The 19,269-nt window shown below is 45.2% G+C and carries 17 protein-coding genes; 1 reads left to right on the top strand and 16 read right to left on the bottom strand.

All coding sequences use genetic code 11. The features are described 5' to 3' along the window. Positions 1–139: 139 nt before the first annotated feature. The gene (locus tag GNG26_RS14660; RefSeq protein WP_114386170.1) at positions 140–1,144 is read left to right on the top strand and encodes an NAD-dependent epimerase; all 1,005 of its coding nucleotides are present in this window, start codon (positions 140–142) and stop codon (positions 1,142–1,144) included. Positions 1,145–1,189: 45 nt separating this feature from the next. On the opposite strand, the gene ugd is transcribed toward GNG26_RS14660, so the two are convergent. From ugd to wcaM, 16 genes are all read right to left on the bottom strand, one after another. Beyond that, a complete protein-coding gene (gene ugd, locus GNG26_RS14665; RefSeq protein ID WP_103822486.1) occupies positions 1,190–2,356 on the bottom strand; it encodes a UDP-glucose 6-dehydrogenase in 1,167 nt (388 codons plus the stop codon). Between the two features lie 252 nt (positions 2,357–2,608). After that, a complete protein-coding gene (gene gndA / locus GNG26_RS14670; protein WP_114386168.1) occupies positions 2,609–4,015 on the bottom strand; it encodes an NADP-dependent phosphogluconate dehydrogenase in 1,407 nt (468 codons plus the stop codon). A gap of 108 nt (positions 4,016–4,123) precedes the next feature. Next, positions 4,124–4,528, bottom strand: a complete 405-nt coding sequence (locus tag GNG26_RS14675; protein WP_156239278.1) for a WbuC family cupin fold metalloprotein — start codon at positions 4,526–4,528, stop codon at positions 4,124–4,126. Next, positions 4,519–5,727 (bottom strand): glycosyltransferase family 4 protein, encoded by a 1,209-nt coding sequence (locus GNG26_RS14680; RefSeq protein ID WP_156239280.1) that lies wholly within the window; start codon positions 5,725–5,727, stop codon positions 4,519–4,521. The genes GNG26_RS14675 and GNG26_RS14680 overlap by 10 nt, the downstream gene beginning before the upstream one ends. Then, the gene (gene wecB, locus GNG26_RS14685) at positions 5,727–6,857 is read right to left on the bottom strand and encodes a non-hydrolyzing UDP-N-acetylglucosamine 2-epimerase (protein WP_156239281.1); all 1,131 of its coding nucleotides are present in this window, start codon (positions 6,855–6,857) and stop codon (positions 5,727–5,729) included. Before wecB ends, GNG26_RS14680 begins: the two co-directional genes overlap by 1 nt. After that, positions 6,857–7,960 (bottom strand): capsular polysaccharide biosynthesis protein CapF, encoded by a 1,104-nt coding sequence (locus tag GNG26_RS14690; RefSeq protein WP_156239283.1) that lies wholly within the window; start codon positions 7,958–7,960, stop codon positions 6,857–6,859. Before GNG26_RS14690 ends, wecB begins: the two co-directional genes overlap by 1 nt. Position 7,961: 1 nt before the next feature. Then, positions 7,962–8,996 carry a UDP-N-acetylglucosamine 4,6-dehydratase/5-epimerase gene (fnlA, locus tag GNG26_RS14695; RefSeq protein ID WP_156239285.1) on the bottom strand — a complete coding sequence of 345 codons (1,035 nt, stop codon included), beginning with the start codon at positions 8,994–8,996 and terminating at the stop codon, positions 7,962–7,964. A gap of 12 nt (positions 8,997–9,008) precedes the next feature. Next, the gene (locus tag GNG26_RS14700) at positions 9,009–10,085 is read right to left on the bottom strand and encodes a glycosyltransferase (RefSeq protein ID WP_156239287.1); all 1,077 of its coding nucleotides are present in this window, start codon (positions 10,083–10,085) and stop codon (positions 9,009–9,011) included. Between the two features lie 17 nt (positions 10,086–10,102). Beyond that, entirely contained in the window at positions 10,103–11,302 is a 1,200-nt protein-coding gene (locus GNG26_RS14705) for an EpsG family protein (protein WP_156239289.1), read from the bottom strand. Next, the gene (locus GNG26_RS14710; protein WP_156239291.1) at positions 11,290–12,171 is read right to left on the bottom strand and encodes a glycosyltransferase family 2 protein; all 882 of its coding nucleotides are present in this window, start codon (positions 12,169–12,171) and stop codon (positions 11,290–11,292) included. Before GNG26_RS14710 ends, GNG26_RS14705 begins: the two co-directional genes overlap by 13 nt. 3 nt (positions 12,172–12,174) lie before the next feature. Beyond that, a complete protein-coding gene (locus tag GNG26_RS14715) occupies positions 12,175–13,410 on the bottom strand; it encodes a flippase (protein ID WP_156239293.1) in 1,236 nt (411 codons plus the stop codon). Positions 13,411–13,518: 108 nt separating this feature from the next. Continuing rightward, on the bottom strand, positions 13,519–14,397 hold the full coding sequence (gene rfbA, locus GNG26_RS14720) for a glucose-1-phosphate thymidylyltransferase RfbA (protein ID WP_156239294.1): 879 nt from the start codon (positions 14,395–14,397) through the stop codon (positions 13,519–13,521). 49 nt (positions 14,398–14,446) lie between these two features. Next, positions 14,447–15,346: a dTDP-4-dehydrorhamnose reductase gene (gene rfbD / locus GNG26_RS14725; RefSeq protein WP_156239296.1), complete on the bottom strand. Its 900-nt coding sequence runs from the start codon at positions 15,344–15,346 to the stop codon at positions 14,447–14,449. Beyond that, the gene (gene rfbB, locus GNG26_RS14730) at positions 15,346–16,431 is read right to left on the bottom strand and encodes a dTDP-glucose 4,6-dehydratase (RefSeq protein WP_156239298.1); all 1,086 of its coding nucleotides are present in this window, start codon (positions 16,429–16,431) and stop codon (positions 15,346–15,348) included. Before rfbB ends, rfbD begins: the two co-directional genes overlap by 1 nt. A 366-nt stretch (positions 16,432–16,797) precedes the next feature. Continuing rightward, a complete protein-coding gene (galF, locus tag GNG26_RS14735) occupies positions 16,798–17,694 on the bottom strand; it encodes a GalU regulator GalF (protein WP_103826470.1) in 897 nt (298 codons plus the stop codon). 178 nt (positions 17,695–17,872) lie between these two features. Then, positions 17,873–19,258: a colanic acid biosynthesis protein WcaM gene (gene wcaM, locus GNG26_RS14740; protein ID WP_156239299.1), complete on the bottom strand. Its 1,386-nt coding sequence runs from the start codon at positions 19,256–19,258 to the stop codon at positions 17,873–17,875. Between the last annotated feature and the right edge of the window lie 11 nt (positions 19,259–19,269).

The raw sequence follows: 19,269 nt of genomic DNA on the forward strand, positions 1-19,269 counted from the left end.
GATTGTTGACGGATTTTCTATAGGAATCCGATGAGGCATATCGAAAATATGATGTTTGGTAACCCTGCGCATCGCGTTATCATACCTCAAATCCGGTACTTAACGCACCGGGCACGATAAGTAACAGATGAGGACAGTTATGAAATTTCTGGTCACTGGCGCAGCAGGCTTTATCGGCGCACATGTCAGCAAGCGGCTTCTGGATGCCGGGCATCAGGTTGTAGGTATCGACAACCTCAATGACTATTACGATGTGAACCTGAAGCAGGCGCGTCTTGATCTTCTCACGTCCGCGAACTTCACCTTCCATAAGCTCGATTTGGCTGACCGCGAAGGTATGGCTACCCTGTTCGCCGATGAAAAATTTGATCGAGTGATTCATCTGGCCGCCCAGGCGGGTGTTCGTTACTCCCTGGAGAACCCCCATGCTTATGCTGAAGCCAATCTGGTAGGCCACCTCAATGTGCTTGAAGGCTGCCGTCACAATAAAGTACAGCACTTACTTTACGCATCTTCCAGCTCCGTTTACGGACTGAATCGTAAGATGCCGTTCTCTACCGACGACTCCGTAGATCACCCGGTTTCGCTGTATGCCGCGACCAAAAAAGCCAACGAATTGATGTCGCACACCTACTCCCATCTTTATGGGTTGCCAACTACCGGTCTGCGTTTCTTTACCGTTTATGGGCCGTGGGGTCGGCCGGATATGGCGCTCTTTAAGTTCACCAAAGCCATGGTGGAAGGCAAGAGTATCGACGTGTACAACTTCGGTAAGATGAAACGTGACTTTACCTACATCGACGATATCGCCGAGGCGATTGTTCGCCTGCAGGATGTGATCCCGCAGGCAGACAGTGAATGGACGGTTGAGTCTGGCTCTCCGGCAACCAGTTCGGCGCCGTATCGCGTTTATAATATCGGTAACAGCTCGCCCGTTGAGCTGATGGATTACATTACCGCGCTGGAAGAGGCCTTAGGCATTGAAGCTGACAAAAATATGATGCCTATTCAGCCGGGCGACGTGCTGGAAACCAGTGCGGATACCACCGCCCTGTATGAGGTGATCGGCTTTAAACCGCAAACCTCGGTGAAAGATGGCGTGAAAAACTTCGTTGACTGGTACCGCGAGTTTTACAAAGTGTAATAAAAAGCCCGGCGATAATGCCGGGCTTTTTCTTTAACCGCCGTATCAGTCGCTACCAAACAGATCGCGGGTATAGACCTTATCCGCCACGTCAGAGAGCTCTTCAGCCATCCGGTTAGAGATGATCACATCCGCTTCTTTCTTGAAAGCATCCAGGTCACGAACCACACGTGAATGGAAGAATTCATCCTCTTTCATCACTGGTTCATAAATAATAACCTGTACGCCCTTAGCCTTAATACGCTTCATGATCCCCTGGATGGAGGAGGCACGGAAGTTATCCGAGCCGCTTTTCATGATCAGACGGTACACGCCCACCACTTTCGGGTGACGCGCCAGAATGGAGTCGGCGATAAAGTCTTTACGCGTCCGGTTGGCATCCACAATGGCAGAGATTAGATTGTTCGGCACGGATTGATAGTTAGCCAGCAGCTGCTTGGTATCTTTCGGCAGGCAATAGCCGCCATAACCAAAAGACGGGTTGTTATAATGGTTGCCGATACGCGGGTCGAGGCACACACCTTCGATGATCTGACGGGTGTTCAGCCCGAGGCTCTCTGCGTAGCTGTCCAGCTCGTTAAAATAGGCAACACGCATTGCCAGATAGGTATTAGCAAAGAGTTTAATGGCTTCCGCTTCTGTCGCGTCCGTGAACAGAACGTCAATGTTCTTTTTAATTGCGCCTTCCTGCAGCAGCGCAGCAAAACGTTCCGCACGCTCTGAGCGCTCACCAATGACGATACGGGACGGGTGCAGGTTATCGTACAATGCCCTGCCCTCACGCAGAAACTCTGGTGAGAAAATGACATTATCGATACCCAGCTCTTCTTTGATCGACTGAGTGAAACCAACTGGAATAGTCGATTTGATGATCATCACGGCATTCGGATTGATTGCTGTCACATCCTTGATCACCGCCTCAACGCTTGAAGTATTGAAGTAGTTCGTCTTCGGATCGTAGTCAGTTGGCGTGGCAATGATGACAAAATCGGCCCCGCTGTAGGCATCAACTTTGTCCGTAGTGGCCCGGAAATTCAACGGTTTGTTGGTCAGGTACTCCTGGATCTCTTTATCCACGATAGGAGAGATCTTCTGGTTCAGCATATCAACTTTGGCCTGCACGATATCCAGTGCGACCACTTCATGGTGTTGCGCGATCAGGATCCCGTTTGAGAGACCCACATAACCTGTTCCGGAAATTGTTATTTTCATCGAGTTAACTTCTTTAGATTAAGTGTCCGGGAGCGACTACCGCCCCACCGCAATAAGCAACTTTTGGGGTTTTTACCGCGTATGTCGAGTTGATGTCAAGGCGAATGGCTGGCTACAGAAAGGCATAAATACAGTGGTTTATGCTGCAGTCTGGCGTGTCGGTTGAATCAGACGAGGCAATGCAGGGTATTACGCATAAAAAAAGCCCGATGATGTTCACCGGGCTTCGCTACATGACTGAGTTAAATCAGATTAATCCAGCCACTCGGTGTGGAATACACCTTCTTTATCAGTGCGTTTATAGGTGTGCGCACCGAAGTAGTCACGCTGCGCCTGAATCAGGTTGGCAGGCAGCACGGCGGCACGGTAGCTGTCGTAATAAGCAACGGCTGCAGAGAAGGTTGGAACCGGAATACCGTTCTGTACCGCATAAGCGACGACATCACGCAGCGCCTGCTGGTAATCATCGGCGATCTGCTTGAAATATGGCGCCAACAGCAGGTTAGCGATGTTCGCGTTTTCAGCGTAAGCATCGGTAATTTTTTGCAGGAACTGAGCACGGATGATGCAACCGGCACGGAAGATCTTCGCGATTTCGCCGTAGTTCAGATCCCAGTTGTTCTCGTCAGACGCAGCGCGCAGCTGAGAGAAGCCCTGAGCGTAAGAGACGATTTTACCCAGGTACAGCGCACGGCGGACTTTCTCAATAAATTCCGCTTTATCACCAGCAAGTTTCGGCTGTGGACCGGTCAGCACTTTAGATGCTGCTACACGCTGCTCTTTCAGAGAAGAGATATAACGTGCGAAGACCGATTCAGTGATCAGGGACAGCGGCTCACCCAGATCCAGGGAGCTCTGGCTGGTCCATTTACCGGTACCTTTGTTTGCCGCTTCATCAAGGATCACATCGACGAGATATTTACCGTCTTCATCTTTCTTGGTGAAAATGTCTTTGGTGATGTCGATCAAGTAGCTGCTCAGTTCACCGTTGTTCCAGTCGGTGAAGGTTTGTGCCAGCTCGTCGTTAGTGAGATTCAGGCCGCCTTTCAGCAGAGAATAGGCTTCAGCAATCAGCTGCATATCGCCGTATTCGATACCATTGTGAACCATTTTTACGTAATGACCCGCGCCATCCGGACCGATGTAGGTCACACACGGCTCACCATCTTCGGCAACGGCAGCAATCTTAGTCAGGATTGGTGCAACCAGCTCATAAGCATCTTTCTGGCCGCCAGGCATGATAGATGGGCCCTTCAACGCGCCCTCTTCACCGCCGGATACACCGGTACCGATGAAGTTGAAGCCTTCAGCAGAGAGCTCACGGTTACGACGAATGGTGTCGTGGAAGAAGGTGTTGCCGCCATCAATGATGATGTCGCCTTTTTCCAGATACGGTTTCAGGGAGTCGATGGCAGCATCAGTGCCAGCGCCAGCTTTCACCATTAACAGGATACGACGAGGCGTTTCCAGGGATTCAACAAACTCCTGAACCGTATAGAACGGAACGAGTTTTTTGCCTGGGTTCTCGGCAATCACTTCTTCAGTTTTATCACGGGAGCGGTTGAAAACGGAGACGGTATAACCACGGCTTTCGATGTTCAGCGCCAGGTTGCGCCCCATCACTGCCATACCGACGACGCCGATCTGTTGTTTGGACATTACATACTCCTGTCAGGTGTGGTCACCGCGACATATACGCGGCTTGAAATGTGGCTTAGATGTTAACTCAGGAAGTGCTAAGGTTGATAGCGTAAGATGCGTTTCAACTTACCATTGAGGGAACGACTTTGCATAAGCTGGATCGAATGGACCCTCTTTAACTTCCAGCATCAATGCTTGTTCAGTTATACACTCAACGCTATGAATATCACCAGGGGCAAATTCCACAACAGTAATGCCTGTATTTTGTCCGGCAGTAAAGCGCTTAATTAGCGCACCTTCATCATTATATAAGCAAACCTGGACTTGCCCCTGGATGATAGTAAACATCTCCCACTGATGCTTAAGAAGATGGAAATGAGGATCGACATAACTGCCCTTTTTCATCGCTATTAACAAGCGTTGAACTTTGTCTTGATGGGAAGCATGTAATAAAAGGTGAGAACGTAATCGTTCAGATTGTTCGGCTTCTTTGTATAAACTGTCCAGCTGCTCATTATCAATCAAACGCATCGACTCGCCTCCAGTCTCATTTCAATTGTTTGTGCCGCAGACTCAACGGAAAATTCTTTTTTTAAGAGTTGATTGGCAGCAATACCCAACTGCTTTCTGATTTCGATATCCTCCATCATTAACAGGGCAGACTGATAAAGATTATCATCCTCGCCATTAATATGAATTTTACCGGCATTATTATTATTGATGATTTCTAACAAGTCATTCCCGACATTAACACTACCTAATATAGGGATGGACTGCACCATATATCCCAGTATCTTACCAGGGAAGTTATGAGAAGAGTGTCTGGCAGAAAGTGAGAATAAACCTACATCGATTTCAGACAAAATACACTTAAATTCCGTCTGGTTAACCGAAGGCAAATAGCTGAAATTCGTCAAACCCCACTCAGTCGCCAACTCATTAATTAACGTAACTTCATCACCCTGGCCAACAAAAAGGAAGTGAGCGTCCGTATGGTTTTTCATCCGGCGCGCCAGACGCATAAGGTTGGCCATGTCCTGAGCGTGGCCAATGTTGCCACCATAGAAAAAGATAACTTTGTTCTCTAAATTCAGTCGCTGGCGTAGAGGCAAGTAGTCTGGTGGCAAAGTAACGGGCGTTAATGACGCCCAGTTACGCAACACTTCACAAGGATAGCCTTTGTTGGTTATCTGGAACGCCTCAATGTTCTTCTCTGACATAAACCCGATACGATTAGCCTGGTTATAAGAGATTTTCTCAAAAATCCGAAAATATATTTCAATCGCAGAACCAGCTTTTATCATACCTGCATCAATTACCCACTGAGGAAACATATCTCGTAAAACCAGATAAGCAGGGCATTGACAACGACTTTTGATTTTATTTACTAACCCGCCCCAGAAAATTGAAGGAGAATAATAAACAACACCCTGAAAGGTATTTTTCTTGACAAGCTTTTTTATCGCGCCCCATGCTTTGTAAGATAACAGCGTTTCATTAATAGCACGCTGAAATTTACCCACATCCTTAAGGGCACCACTTTTAAAACGCCATACGTTAACATTGTCAAAAGTGTCGACAACAAGTTGTTGTTGCAAATCAGAAGAGGGGGTAATAACAGTTACATCATGTCCACGAGCAATAAGTTCCTTTGCTAACTCATGAAACATTTTAGCACCCACCCGGGTGCTATTAGGTAAGTAATCATCAATGATCAGAGCAAGTTTCATTAATATTCTTTCCAGACGACTCTCTTAACGTAATCCGTGTAAGAATGCACGATTCTGACAACTTTGTCAGAAACATTAGGCATACTGTAGTCACTGACCTGGCGTAATAAACGTTCCTCACCACGCGGCTGGGTAGCTAAAATATCTAAGGCCTGCATCACTCGTGTACATTCAAGTCCAACCATCATTACCGAAGCCTCCTCAAAACCTTCCGGGCGTTCGTGCGCTTCACGTATATTTAAAGCGGGGAAGTTCATGATTGAAGATTCTTCAGTAATTGTGCCACTATCTGACAAAACCGCACGGGAATTTTTTTGGAGATTATTATAATCGTGGAAACCAAGCGGTTTTAATAACTTAATGTTGGGGTGAAACTCGATGCCCTGCTCATTAATACGATTACGGGTACGAGGGTGTGTTGAAACAATGACAGGCAAGTCATATTTTTCAGCAACGGTATTAAGTATAGTGGCAAGTTTTATCAATTGCTTAGGAGAGTCAACATTTTCTTCTCTATGAGCGCTGACAACAAAAAACTCACCGGGCCGTAAATTCAAACGCGACAGCACATCTGACGCATCAATTTGCGGCATGTAATGAGTTAAAACTTCAAACATCGGGCTGCCGGTTTTAATAATACGGTCAGCAGGCAGGCCTTCTGCAAGCAGGTATTCGCGCGCTATATCACTGTATGTCATGTTGATATCAGCGGTATGGTCTACGATGCGGCGATTCGTCTCCTCCGGAACACGTTGATCAAAACAGCGGTTTCCTGCTTCCATATGGAAAACAGGAACCTTACGTCTCTTAGCCGGAATGGCTGAAATGCAAGAGTTAGTGTCACCTAGAACCAGCATAGACTCTGGTTTTTCAATCTCTAAAACTTCGTCTATCTTAATAATCACCTGACCGATAGTTTCCGCAGCATTTTTGCCTGCTGCATTGAGAAAATAGTCCGGCTTTCGTACACCAAGGTCATTAAAAAAGACTTCGTTTAATTCATAATCGTAGTTTTGTCCCGTATGAACCAGTATATGTTCACAGTGCTTATCGAGTGCCGCAAGCACACGCGATAAACGAATGATCTCTGGGCGCGTACCCACTACGGACATCACTTTTAATTTTTTCATTATAAGCTTCTCGCTACTGTGTCAGGTTTCTCACGGTCAAAAATTTCGTTAGCCCAGAGCATGACAATAAGTTCATCATTACCGGTATTGGTAATATCGTGGGTCCAACCTGGCACTGTTTCTACAATTTTGAGCTCATCCGAGGAAACATTAAGTTCGTAACGTTCACCTGTTATTACATGCTCGAATTTAAAGCAGGCAACGCCACGAATAACCAAGAATTTCTCATTTTTGGTATGATGATAATGTCCACCACGCGTTATACCGGGATGAGCCGTAAAGAAGGAAAACTGACCTGCGGTTGGCGTTTTCAGCATTTCACAGAAAACACCCCGGGCATCGCCATAAGACGGTACACTATATGCGAATTCTTCTTTCGGTAAATAACTCAACCAGGTTGAGTATAAAGCCCGGACGAATCCCGTACCGACATTCTCAGTGATTAAAGTAGAACGGCTATTTTTGAAGCGATTAATTAACTCTGCAACTTCACCAACGGTTGTAGAATAAACAGGATGAACAGACTTATACCCCGCCTGAATATCTCCCGCAAGTAATGCTATTGCTTCGTTACAAAGATCATCAATATAAATAAGATTAACCGCAGCGGTCGGGTTATTTATGACAATATCTTCACCACGCGCAAGGTTATAGCAAAATGTTGCCACAAATGAATTGTAATTTGGCTTGCACCATTTGCCAAAAACATTAGGGTAGCGATAAATATAGACAGATGCCCCGCTTTCTTTCGCATAATACTCTATATGTTTTTCAGCGGTTGCTTTGCTTTGTCCGTAGGCATTATCCTGTTCGGCCTGGATAGAAGAGCTGAGCATCACAGGTGTTTTTTTGCCGCTGGCTAATAAAGCATCAATAATATATTTTGTTAGATTACTGTTACCTTCAGCGAATTCATGTTCTGTCTTAGGGCGATTGATGCCTGCAAGATGGTATATAAAGTCTGCCTGCTGAATAGCATTATCGAGCTCTTCCGAAGACGAATGCCGGTCAATTCGAATAAGCTCATGCTCCCCTCTTTCCTGAAGACGCAAACACAAGTTACGCCCGATAAAGCCATCAGCTCCAGTAATCAAAATTTTCATATCAGGCATCCAGATCGTATTGTTCACCCGCACGCAGCGCACGGATAAATGGAAGTTTAAGAAGCAATGCTTTCATACCTTCAACATCAAGGCGTTGGGTATTGTGAGAATTATAATCCTCAACTTCAGAGATACGACGATCGCCCTGTTCAACATATTTACCGTAATTCAAATCGCGCAAATCAGGTGGAACACGGTAATAATCACCCATATCGATGGCAGCAATCATTTCTTCACGACTTAATAAAGCCTCAAATAATTTCTCGCCATGTCTGGTTCCGATTACATTGACAGGATGGCTTTCGACATTCAACAGTTCTTTTAGAGCAATGGCCAGGGTCTCAATAGTTGCAGCTGGCGCTTTTTGAACAAAAATATCACCATTGTTACCATTCTCAAATGCATACAGCACTAAATCAACTGCATCTTCGAGGGTCATCATAAAACGCGTCATATTGGGATCGGTAATCGTCAATGCCTTACCATCTTTAATTAAATCAACGAATAATGGTATTACTGACCCACGAGATGCCATGACGTTACCATAGCGGGTGCCACAAATCACAGTCTTGCTGCTGTCAACGTTACGCGATTTGGCAACCATTACCTTTTCCATCATCGCCTTTGAAATACCCATAGCGTTGATAGGATAGACAGCTTTATCGGTACTCAGACATACCACGCGCTTAACCTTATTTGAGATTGCCGCTTCAAGAACATTCTCAGTCCCAAGGACGTTGGTTTTTACTGCCTCCATCGGATGGAACTCACACGACGGTACTTGTTTAAGCGCTGCTGCGTGATAGATATAATCCACACCGCGTGTAGCATTCAAAACGCTAGAATAATCGCGTACATCACCAATATAGAATTTAAGTTTTGGATTATTATACTTCTTACGCATATCATCTTGTTTTTTCTCGTCACGAGAAAAAATTCTAATTTCGCTAATTTCAGTATCAAGAAATCTATTTAATACTGCATTGCCGAAAGAACCTGTCCCACCAGTTATCAATAAAACTTTATTCTTAAACATAATCTTTCCTCATCAAAAAAAATTTCTAAAAACCATCCATCCGGCGGAAGCATCATAATTTAACGAATTATACTCAGATGGAATGTCTCCAGAATTATATTTCGAGATCACTTCTGCCCATTCATCACCCTTATCAGGATTCACAAAATAAGCACCATCGTAATCTTTTAAAACTTCATGGGCATATGGAAGATCGCTTACCAGAATAGGTTTACCAAGGTAAGCAGCCTCTAACAACGGCAATCCTACAGTTTCTAACAAACTGGGAAAAACAATAAGATCGACTTTATTATAAAGAGCGTACAAATCTTTTTGCGAAAGAACACCATGGAAAACAAAGTTATCAACAAGGTGATTTTCTTTGATCCTTTCTATCAAATTTGGATCCATGTCGGCAGTAAATGTAAAATGTACATTTATTTTATCTAATCCATATTTATTTTTTAATGTTCTTACAATATCGATAAATAAGGCATGCTGCTTATAGAAAAGAGGAGTTGCTGGATATAAAATATCCATAACGTCGCCCTCTTTTCTGTGCCCGGTTATATTCAATCCATCCATAACAAGCTCTGGCTTAACAACATGGACCTGTCGCGGATTGACATTTTTCTTTTTTATAATCGCATTACGCATCCATTCTGTTTGTACAAAATAAGAAGTGTCCTTATCAGAAAACAGAAAAATGAAGAAAGAGTAAAACTTTTTATATAACCAGATTTTTATACCCGATTTAGTGAACGGTGTTTTTAAATCAGAAAAGGGTATAGATTGATGTACGTAGACCAGTTGTTTGGCAGACACATTAACGCTAGTGTTTTGTAAGGAAATTACGCAGTCGACTGCGCACTTTAATTTTTTTATTTCTCGTTGTAAAAATATGGTATCCCATAAAATGCGCTGTAGCCAGTTTTTCCTTGCCACTTTAATATAAGTAATATTAGAGTGCGGGTTAAAACTAATTGCCTCTGGAACAAAGAACACAAAGTGCACATCAGATTGTGTGGAAGCAAACTGAATAAATTGTTTAAGAATGCTTAATCCTCCACTGCTAGCCAATGCTGTTCCTGAGATAATAACATTCTTCATAAATCATACTCTTACTATTATAGTGAACATAAAAAACCAGCGTTCAATTTATATAATGTATCACACTTACTTGCCGCTTCCTCTCTGAGTTGAGAATCAGGTAAGTTGTCAAATTCCTGGAATATTGTTTTCTGATTCAGTAAATTATACCGACTGATATCATACATAAATGGCCGTATTACTTGTATCATCATAAAGACTATTATCAGAAATTTATATAAGCTGTGCTTCGGGTTAATATCTTTTAAGTAAGGGAAAACGAAAGACCGTCCAATATGGATATATATGGAAATAATTACGTAAGGTAAGAAATACCACCCTATGCGTGTCATTACTGGCATCACCTTCCCGATTAAAATGGCGAAAGATACAAATAAAATAACGCCAAGAATCGTGATTGAGAATGCTGTTTTGTACTCATATCCAGTTCTGATATTTAATCTCTTAAGTATTTTTCTGGAATTGAACAGAATAAAAATCAATAACAAATCAAATATTGTACCTATACCAACTGATAACTGCGGTTTATACTGCTCTGTATTAAGATAAAAATACATTTTTGCAGCTATAGGGGAACTTGCTGGTAAAAACGACAGGACAAAAAGTATAAACTGTTCTGGAATTAGCATAAAGCATAATGATACTAACAGTACGCCTTTACCAAGTGTTTTTGTGAGTTTTAAACTGATCAAAGGCAGCATCATGATCATAAAAATCAGAGCTGTAGCATGAAACATTGCAGCAGCAATTACAAAAAGGAAGAAGTTTACCTTTTGTTTTTTGTAACCTGCAATTAAAGCTGACAAAAGGAATGTCAATGCTAATGCCTGACGGACTGCCTCAAAATAAAGCACCCATAAAAACATTGCCAGGAAAAAAAAATAGACGAGAGCAGGCCTGTCAAAATGTTTACAGAAATAATATAGCCTGATTAAAACAATTAAAGCTATGGCAACGGTGAGGAAATAGTAGCCAAAATAGCCAAATATAAATACTAATGCTACATAGCCTGGTTCAAAATACGTTGGGTTCAGCTGGCAAACATCATTCCATATGCAATCATAAAAACTGAAATACCCGAGCCAATCATTTCCACCCGGGAATGCAAAGGTAAGGTATGCAATAGATAGTATTAAAATGATAACGCCGGCTTGTCTTTTATTTGTTAGAAAAAGAAGTACAAATGCCGTCAGTGTAAAAAAGATTAAATAGAGCATTTTATAAAACACACCATAAAAATAATCGTATAGGCTTTTTTACCTGTCTTAGCCAACCCAGGGTATATATTGTTAATAATAAAGGATTTCTTACTAAACCTTATAGCAAATCTTTCCTGAAGCACGTACTGCATGCTCAACGTTTTCAGTGCTGCATCCTCTATCTTTTTTATATTAGTTTTTATAGAGCCAATTTTCCCCAGGAGTGTTTTTTTCCTGCCACCTACCACATTGGAAGAGTGTTGGCGATACAATACAGATTTATAATTAAAATACTTCACTTTTCCCTGCGTACAGGCTACTAATCCTATCCAATGGTCATGCATAGTGACCTGTTCAGGAAAAGGTAATGCTATTTCTAACAGTGACTTATTCATCATAGTAGAGCAGCCATAGATGCTTGATTTCCATCTTAACAGATCAAAATCCAGGTTCTCTTCTGGCTTTATTCCATTAATCGCATAATAGCTGTCACCTATGACGTTATCTTTTTCATCTATCAATGTAAGATCGGTATAGATCATCAACGGTTGGTTATTTTCGTGGACGATAAAATAATCCAACATACGCTGAAGCCTGTCATGTGGCCAAAGATCGTCCTGATCGCAAAAGCAAATATGTTCAGCCGTAACGCTTGATAGTGCCTTTGCAAAATTCTTTACAACGCCTCCCTGCCTTGAATCGCTCACTAGTATGATGCGGCTGTCTGCTGTTCCTATTTCTTTAATAATTTTAACTGTGTCATCAGTAGAACTGTCATCACTGATCAATAAACGCCAATTTGTATAGGATTGATTTTGTATAGAAGCTATTTGTTCTCTTACAAACTTGGCACCATTATAGGTAGCCATGACAATATCAACTGACATACTTTACCTTCTTGAAAAAATAACCAGCAGGACCAGGTCAGAAAAAGTACGCAACGACCATGCTATTGCCGTTCCGATAAGACCGAAATGGTTTGTTAAAATAAACAATAAAATCAGATACGGAATTATTTCAAGCGCATGAATACCTGCGGTTATTTTTGAATTGCCTTTAGCCTGGATTGTGGAAAACGGGATCTGAGCCAATGCATTAAAATAGAAGCCGACCAAAAGAATACACAATATAACTGAGCTATCGCCTGCATATTGTGGACCTAACCAGGTTGATAAAATATAAGACGAGAAAATGCCCCCTATAATTACAATAGGTAAGCATACCAGAGAGATAATGTAATAACTTCTGACCTCAAGCTTTTTTCTTTCTTTTTTATCCTGCGCATTGCTTAGTTTTGGGAAAAGCGCTCTTGATAAGGCTGTCGGGATGTTCAGTAGTCGCGCTACGCCTTCTGCGGGTGCCGTATAGAATGCAATTTTATTAGCACCTAACAGGCTCGATATAACAAACCGATCAAAATATACCATGATCGGACTGATAATATTGCTTACCGTCATCCAGCTTCCGAATTTAATTAAGCGTATCAGTGTGGCTTTATGGACGCGGAAAGTCACATTTCGCAAGAAAACTCTCACCGAGGTCGCAGCCATCAGCAAAGTAATCACCCTACCAATCAGAAGTCCAATAGTCGCGTAAACTAATGAATGATGATATAAAACTAAAAGCGTAGGCAATAATGCTAATAAAGAGCTACTAATGACTCGTTGAATATTAATATTAGCAAAACTCTCGATTCCCTCAAGGTAAGCCAGCCAGATTTGACTCACCAGGTAAACGGGAATAATAACTGATAATATTTTAAAGGATTGAACAGCAAAGGCGAACTGCTCCTGAGACACTTTCAGCAAGCTGGCCAGATTACCCGCGGAAAAATAGAGAATTAAGCTCGCAATAATCCCTAACGACAGAACGACTACCGTCGCCGTCCCGATAACCTTTTGTTGCTCATTCAGGTTATCGCGCAACATCGACACTTCACGAATGACGGCCCGGGTTATCCCGCCGTCGAAAATACTTGCGTAGCCAACAATAGCAAAGCTCAGCGTAAAAAGACCAAAGGATTCAGGCCCTAACGTCCTTGCTAGTATACCTAAGCAGGGAATAGCAATTAGCGTTGGAATGGCGAATCCCGCTAAATTATAGACACTATGTCTTATTAAACTCATTATTTAGTCATCACATTAAATAGTACTGCCAAATTCAAATTAATTACCATTAAGATCTTTGCTGAATGTACAAACAAAAAATTGTCTGGCGTCATTAAGCTTCGCTTTTTAAAAACCCTTAATCATTTTCATCAGATACTGTCCATAGGCGTTCTTGGATAAGGAAGCAGCCAGTTTTTTCACTTGTTCCGCATCAATAAACCCTTTGCGATAGGCAATCTCTTCCGGACAGGCTACTTTCAGCCCCTGACGCTGTTCAATGGTCGAAATGAAGTTACTGGCTTCGATCAGGCTATGATTAGTGCCCGTATCCAGCCAGGCAAATCCACGCCCCATCATGGCAACGGACAACTGCTCCTGTTCCATGTAGATGCGGTTGATATCTGTAATTTCCAGTTCGCCACGCGCGGACGGCTTCAGACTTTTTGCCATCTCAACGACGCTGTTGTCATAGAAGTAGAGTCCCGTTACGGCGTAATTACTTTTTGGTTCCGTAGGTTTTTCTTCCAGGCTGATGGCAGTGCCGTTTTTATCGAACTCAACAACACCGTACCGTTCAGGATCGTTAACATGGTAAGCAAATACTGTTGCCCCACTCTCCTGATTAACCGCCGTCTCCATCAGTTTTGGCAGATCGTGACCATAAAAAATATTATCGCCCAGCACCAGGGCACAATCGTCGTTTCCAATAAACGTTTCGCCAATGATAAAAGCCTGCGCCAGACCGTCCGGACTCGCCTGGACCTGATACTGTAAGTTCAGCCCCCACTGGCTACCGTCACCAAGTAGTTGCTCAAATCGCGGTGTATCCTGTGGCGTGCTAATGATCAGGATATCGCGGATCCCTGCCAACATCAGTGTGGACAGAGGATAGTAAATCATCGGTTTGTCATAAACGGGCAGCAACTGTTTGCTGACTGCCATCGTAACGGGATACAGACGTGTTCCCGATCCACCCGCCAGAATAATGCCTTTACGCGTTTTCATATCATTATCTCTTTATACGCCAAATGCCTGTTGCGGAGCAGCGTGTTTATCAAATGGCGGTGGTTGTAAATAATTCTGCCAGCATGCGTTTGACGCCCGTCTCCCACCGGGGAAGCACCATCCCAAAGTTTTGCTTAAATTTTGTGGTATCCAGTCTGGAGTTGTGCGGACGACGTGCCGGTGTAGGGTAATGGCTTGTCGGTACCGCATTTAAGCGGGTCAGAGCCAGCGTTATCCCCGCCTTACGGGCCTCGTCAAATACCAGCGCTGCATAGTCATGCCATGTTGTGGTTCCACCTGCGACAAGATGATATAACCCTGCTACTTCCGGTTTCATCAGCGCCACACGAATGGCGTGTGCGGTGCAATCAGCTAAAAGTTCGGCGCCGGTAGGCGCACCATATTGATCGTTAATCACGGACAATTCGCTACACTCTTTCGCAAGTCGCAGCATGGTTTTTGCAAAGTTATTACCCTTACCTGCATAGACCCAGCTGGTGCGGAATATTAAATGCCACGGGCAATGATTTTGCAGCGCTTTTTCACCGGCAAGCTTGGTTTCACCATAGACATTCAGGGGTGCGGTGGCATCTGTTTCCAGCCAGGGCGTATCCCCATGTCCAGGGAAAACGTAGTCGGTAGAGTAGTGCACAACCCAGGCACCAATCTTAGCCGCTTCTTTAGCAATGGCTTCAACGCTTGTAGCATTCAGCAACTGCGCAAATTCTGCTTCTGACTCGGCTTTATCCACGGCGGTGTGGGCAGCTGCGTTCACAATGACATCCGGCTTAATGCGACGAACGGTCTCAGCCACCCCTTCAGGATTACTCAAATCCCCGCAATACTCGCTGGAGCGAACATCAACGGCAATCAGATTACCTAAGGGCGCGAGGGAGCGCTGTAGCTCCCAGCCCACCTGCCCTGATTTGCCGCACAGCAGGATGTTCATTACTGACGAGCTCCGTAATTCTGCTCAATCCAGGTTTGATAGCTGCCGCTTTTCACGTTCTCAACCCATTGGGTGTTGGCCAGATACCACTCCACAGTTTTACGAATCCCGCTCTCGAACGTCTCCTGCGGCTTCCACCCCAACGTCTGGCTAATCTTATCGGCATCGATGGCATAGCGACGGTCATGGCCCGGGCGGTCAGTCACATAGGTGATTTGATCGCGATACGAGCCCTCTTTCGGTACGATTTCATCAAGCAGATCGCAAATCGTATGGACCACATCCAGGTTCTGTTTCTCGTTATGGCCGCCGATGTTATAGGTTTCACCGGCATTACCCTGAGTCACCACGGTATAAAGCGCACGGGCGTGATCTTCTACATACAGCCAGTCGCGGATCTGATCGCCTTTGCCGTAAATCGGTAACGCTTTACCTTCCAGCGCGTTCAGGATCACCAGTGGGATCAGTTTTTCCGGGAAATGGTAAGGGCCATAGTTGTTCGAGCAGTTAGTCACGATGGTCGGGAAACCGTAGGTACGCAACCAGGCGCGCACGAGGTGATCGCTGGAGGCCTTCGAGGCTGAATACGGGCTACTTGGTGCATAGGCCGTAGTCTCGGTAAACAGCGGCAGTTCCGTTGACGCCGGGCGTTCATCCGGATGCGGCAGATCGCCATACACTTCATCTGTGGAGATGTGGTGGAAAAGGAAGGCTTTCTTCGCCTCTTCGCCAAGCGTTAACCAGTATGCGCGGGCAGCTTCCAGCAGCACGTAAGTCCCGACGATATTAGTCTCGATAAACGCAGCCGGGCCGGTAATCGAACGGTCAACGTGGCTCTCCGCCGCCAGATGCATAACGGCATCAGGCTTGTGTTCGGCAAAAATACGATCCATTGCTGCTTTATCGCAAATATCAGCATGCTCAAAAGCGTAACGCGGGCTGCTACTCACCTCAGCCAGAGATTCAAGGTTACCGGCATAGGTCAATTTATCGACATTAATCACTTCATCCTGAGTGTTTTGAATAATATGTCGTACAACCGCAGAGCCGATAAAACCCGCACCGCCAGTAACAAGAATTTTCACGCGTTCTTTTCCGTTAATTGATATCAGGATGGTCACATTCTGCAGCTGCTATTACAGCCTGAACAGAAATCAGACACGCTACCGCCCCTGGCTTAACAGCTACCAGTGCACTGAACGTGGTCATAAAGAGGTATTTCGCCGCCAGCCCCCAGCATAATGGCAACAGGGTAGCGCACAAATCAATTAATAATTGTCGTCCTAAATGCTGGCAGAAACAAGGGAAAAATAGGGCTAATGAAACAAAAAACCAGCAGTTAACTCACTGAAAATTAGGAATTTATTTAAAAAAAGAAACGGCAGTGTCATTCACATGGCCTATGAAAGCCCGGAATGATCCACTGCCGTTCAGATAACGACGAACAACGGTTAATTGTTATTTAAGAGCTTCGTCATGCTTTCGCGGAACTTCTGCCCTTCTTTCAGGTTACGCAGGCCATACTGAACAAAGGCTTGCATGTATCCCAGTTTCTTACCGCAGTCGTAGCTGTCGCCGGTCATCAGCATAGCGTCCACAGACTGCTTTTTCGCCAGTTCAGCGATAGCATCCGTCAGCTGAATACGATCCCAAGCGCCTGGCTCGGTACGCTCCAGTTCAGCCCAGATTTCTGCGTTCAGTACATAGCGGCCTACGGCCATCAGATCGGAATCAAGCGTCTGCGGTTGATCCGGTTTCTCGATAAATTCAACGATACGGCTGACTTTACCCTCAGTATCCAATGGCTCTTTGGTCTGAATAACGGAGTATTCAGACAGATCGCCTTTCATGCGCTTCGCCAGCACCTGGCTACGGCCCGTCTCGTTGAAACGCGCCACCATTGCCGCCAGGTTGTAGCGCAGCGGATCGGCAGAGGCGTTATCCAGAATGATGTCGGGCAGGACGACCACGAACGGGTTATCCCCCACGACAGGACGCGCGCACAGAATAGAGTGGCCCAACCCCAGCGGCTGCGCCTGGCGAACGTTCATAATGGTCACGCCCGGTGGGCAGATGGACTGCACTTCCGCCAGCAGCTGACGCTTAACGCGCTGCTCCAGAAGGGCTTCAAGTTCGTAGGAGGTGTCGAAGTGGTTTTCTACCGCATTCTTGGAGGAGTGCGTAACCAGAACGATTTCTTTGATCCCTGCAGCAACAATCTCGTCGACAATGTACTGAATCATCGGCTTGTCAACGATCGGCAGCATCTCTTTAGGAATGGCTTTTGTGGCCGGGAGCATATGCATGCCGAGACCGGCTACCGGAATGACTGCTTTCAAATTAATCATATTTCTTCCACCTTAAAATGGTTGCCGAATTATAGCCCTTTACCCTGGTTTAGCCAGCACGAATTGCTACAAATCTTGAGAGGATGTTACGCAATTACAGCGTAAATACCAGCAGATGCAATCCGAATACTCGCGCTTTAATTCCAGGAATCCTCGCAAAATGCCGGCTGGTTAATATTTAGCGCTTCGGCAGGTTAAAATTCAGCCGTTCCGTATTGATCGTATGATGGTCAATTCGGTCGATATCGACCGAACTTTGTCCTTTTTCATTAACCGCGTTAATGTTCGCCAGCGAAAGCAGCGTCTCGTCTCGCGCCATAAACTTCCCGCGCACATCTTTACGCAGATCGAAATTCAGCTTCAGGGCTGGGCCCCTGTCTGCATCCTGCATCACGTTGATATTGCGCATAAAAAGATGCTGAGGTTTATTATGGAACTCCAGAGAGGCGCGCTTCATCTCAAGATTGGTGAGGGCCACGAACGAGGTTTTATTGCCGGAGGAGATCTGTATTCCGCGCAACTTTCGTGCAAGTTTCTGGTTATCCAGATGAATATTGTTGAGGCGAAAATTCTGCGGTATCGACAAATAGTCGCCTTTAATCACGCCGTAACCAATTAACATCCCGGCGCTATCGACCATCTCAACATTATCGATGACAAAATTATCGCAGCCATATATCGCAACCGTTGCGTTATCAATACCCGCTTTCTTACTGAAGTCCGGAGTGATATTTCGGGCTTTTACGTTACGGATAATAAAGTGTTTACCGTTCTCCACGTGCACTAACTGGCGGCAATGGCTACCAGTGATATTGGCCACCACAAAGTTCTTCACCGCCTGGTCTTCCGGGTAGGCATTGTCGTAGGTACTACCGGCCAATCCGATGCCGATGCCCCAGTTGATCTTCCCGTTAGTGCAGTCGATATGGTCGATGACATGGTCTGAGATCAAGATGTTCTGGTCGTTGATCGCCACGTTCCACTCAATGGCATCGCCCTGCAGATAGCTGAAGTGACAGTTGGTGATGCGGGCGCCATCCACCTGGTTATGAAAACCCTGACGCAAAATTGCATAGTTGGCTTTAGTGACCCGCAGGTTGTCGATCAGCAGATTACGCATCACCCGCTTTTGTTTACCGCCAATGTAAATCTGGGTCACCGGGCCATAGCCGCTCATCGTCAGGCCCTGGATCACGCAGTCAGAACCGCGCACGTCGAGGGTAATGTTTTCGCTGCGTCCCTTCCCCTCTCCGATTACCTTGCTGCCATCCTGCAATACCAGCCGCCCGCGGCCATTGCCGGTCATCGCGCCGAGAATGCGCAGGGTTTTACCCTCCGGAATAAAAATAGCGGCGTTGATGTTCTCGCAGGTGACGTCCGCAGGCACCACGACGGTATCACCCTCGGTAAAGGCCTTCTTAAATGCGGCAATGCCGTCACGAAGGTCATACTGGCTGATCTCTACCGTGACAGCGTTTTTGGCGGCCCGAACGCCGACCAGCGGCGCGGCCGCCAGAACGGAACAGGTGGTGACAAACGCGCGTCGCGTCATCTCTTTCGGCATATCGCCTCCCT

The sequence above is a fragment of the Leclercia sp. J807 genome (assembly GCF_009734465.1).
GTDB lineage: Bacteria > Pseudomonadota > Gammaproteobacteria > Enterobacterales > Enterobacteriaceae > Enterobacter.

Bases quoted from the DNA above. Each gene is read 5' to 3' on its own strand.
- GNG26_RS14680 (WP_156239280.1), bottom strand. From the start codon at position 5,727: ATGAAACTTGCTCTGATCATTGATGATTACTTACCTAATAGCACCCGG.
- rfbA (WP_156239294.1), bottom strand. From the start codon at position 14,397: ATGAAAACGCGTAAAGGCATTATTCTGGCGGGTGGATCGGGAACACGT.
- fnlA (WP_156239285.1), bottom strand. From the start codon at position 8,996: ATGTTTAAGAATAAAGTTTTATTGATAACTGGTGGGACAGGTTCTTTC.
- GNG26_RS14660 (WP_114386170.1), top strand. From the start codon at position 140: ATGAAATTTCTGGTCACTGGCGCAGCAGGCTTTATCGGCGCACATGTC.
- GNG26_RS14715 (WP_156239293.1), bottom strand. From the start codon at position 13,410: ATGAGTTTAATAAGACATAGTGTCTATAATTTAGCGGGATTCGCCATT.
- GNG26_RS14710 (WP_156239291.1), bottom strand. From the start codon at position 12,171: ATGTCAGTTGATATTGTCATGGCTACCTATAATGGTGCCAAGTTTGTA.
- galF (WP_103826470.1), bottom strand. From the start codon at position 17,694: ATGATTAATTTGAAAGCAGTCATTCCGGTAGCCGGTCTCGGCATGCAT.
- GNG26_RS14690 (WP_156239283.1), bottom strand. From the start codon at position 7,960: ATGAAAATTTTGATTACTGGAGCTGATGGCTTTATCGGGCGTAACTTG.
- gndA (WP_114386168.1), bottom strand. From the start codon at position 4,015: ATGTCCAAACAACAGATCGGCGTCGTCGGTATGGCAGTGATGGGGCGC.
- GNG26_RS14675 (WP_156239278.1), bottom strand. From the start codon at position 4,528: ATGCGTTTGATTGATAATGAGCAGCTGGACAGTTTATACAAAGAAGCC.
- GNG26_RS14700 (WP_156239287.1), bottom strand. From the start codon at position 10,085: ATGAAGAATGTTATTATCTCAGGAACAGCATTGGCTAGCAGTGGAGGA.
- wcaM (WP_156239299.1), bottom strand. From the start codon at position 19,258: ATGCCGAAAGAGATGACGCGACGCGCGTTTGTCACCACCTGTTCCGTT.
- GNG26_RS14705 (WP_156239289.1), bottom strand. From the start codon at position 11,302: ATGCTCTATTTAATCTTTTTTACACTGACGGCATTTGTACTTCTTTTT.
- wecB (WP_156239281.1), bottom strand. From the start codon at position 6,857: ATGAAAAAATTAAAAGTGATGTCCGTAGTGGGTACGCGCCCAGAGATC.
- rfbD (WP_156239296.1), bottom strand. From the start codon at position 15,346: ATGAACATCCTGCTGTGCGGCAAATCAGGGCAGGTGGGCTGGGAGCTA.
- ugd (WP_103822486.1), bottom strand. From the start codon at position 2,356: ATGAAAATAACAATTTCCGGAACAGGTTATGTGGGTCTCTCAAACGGG.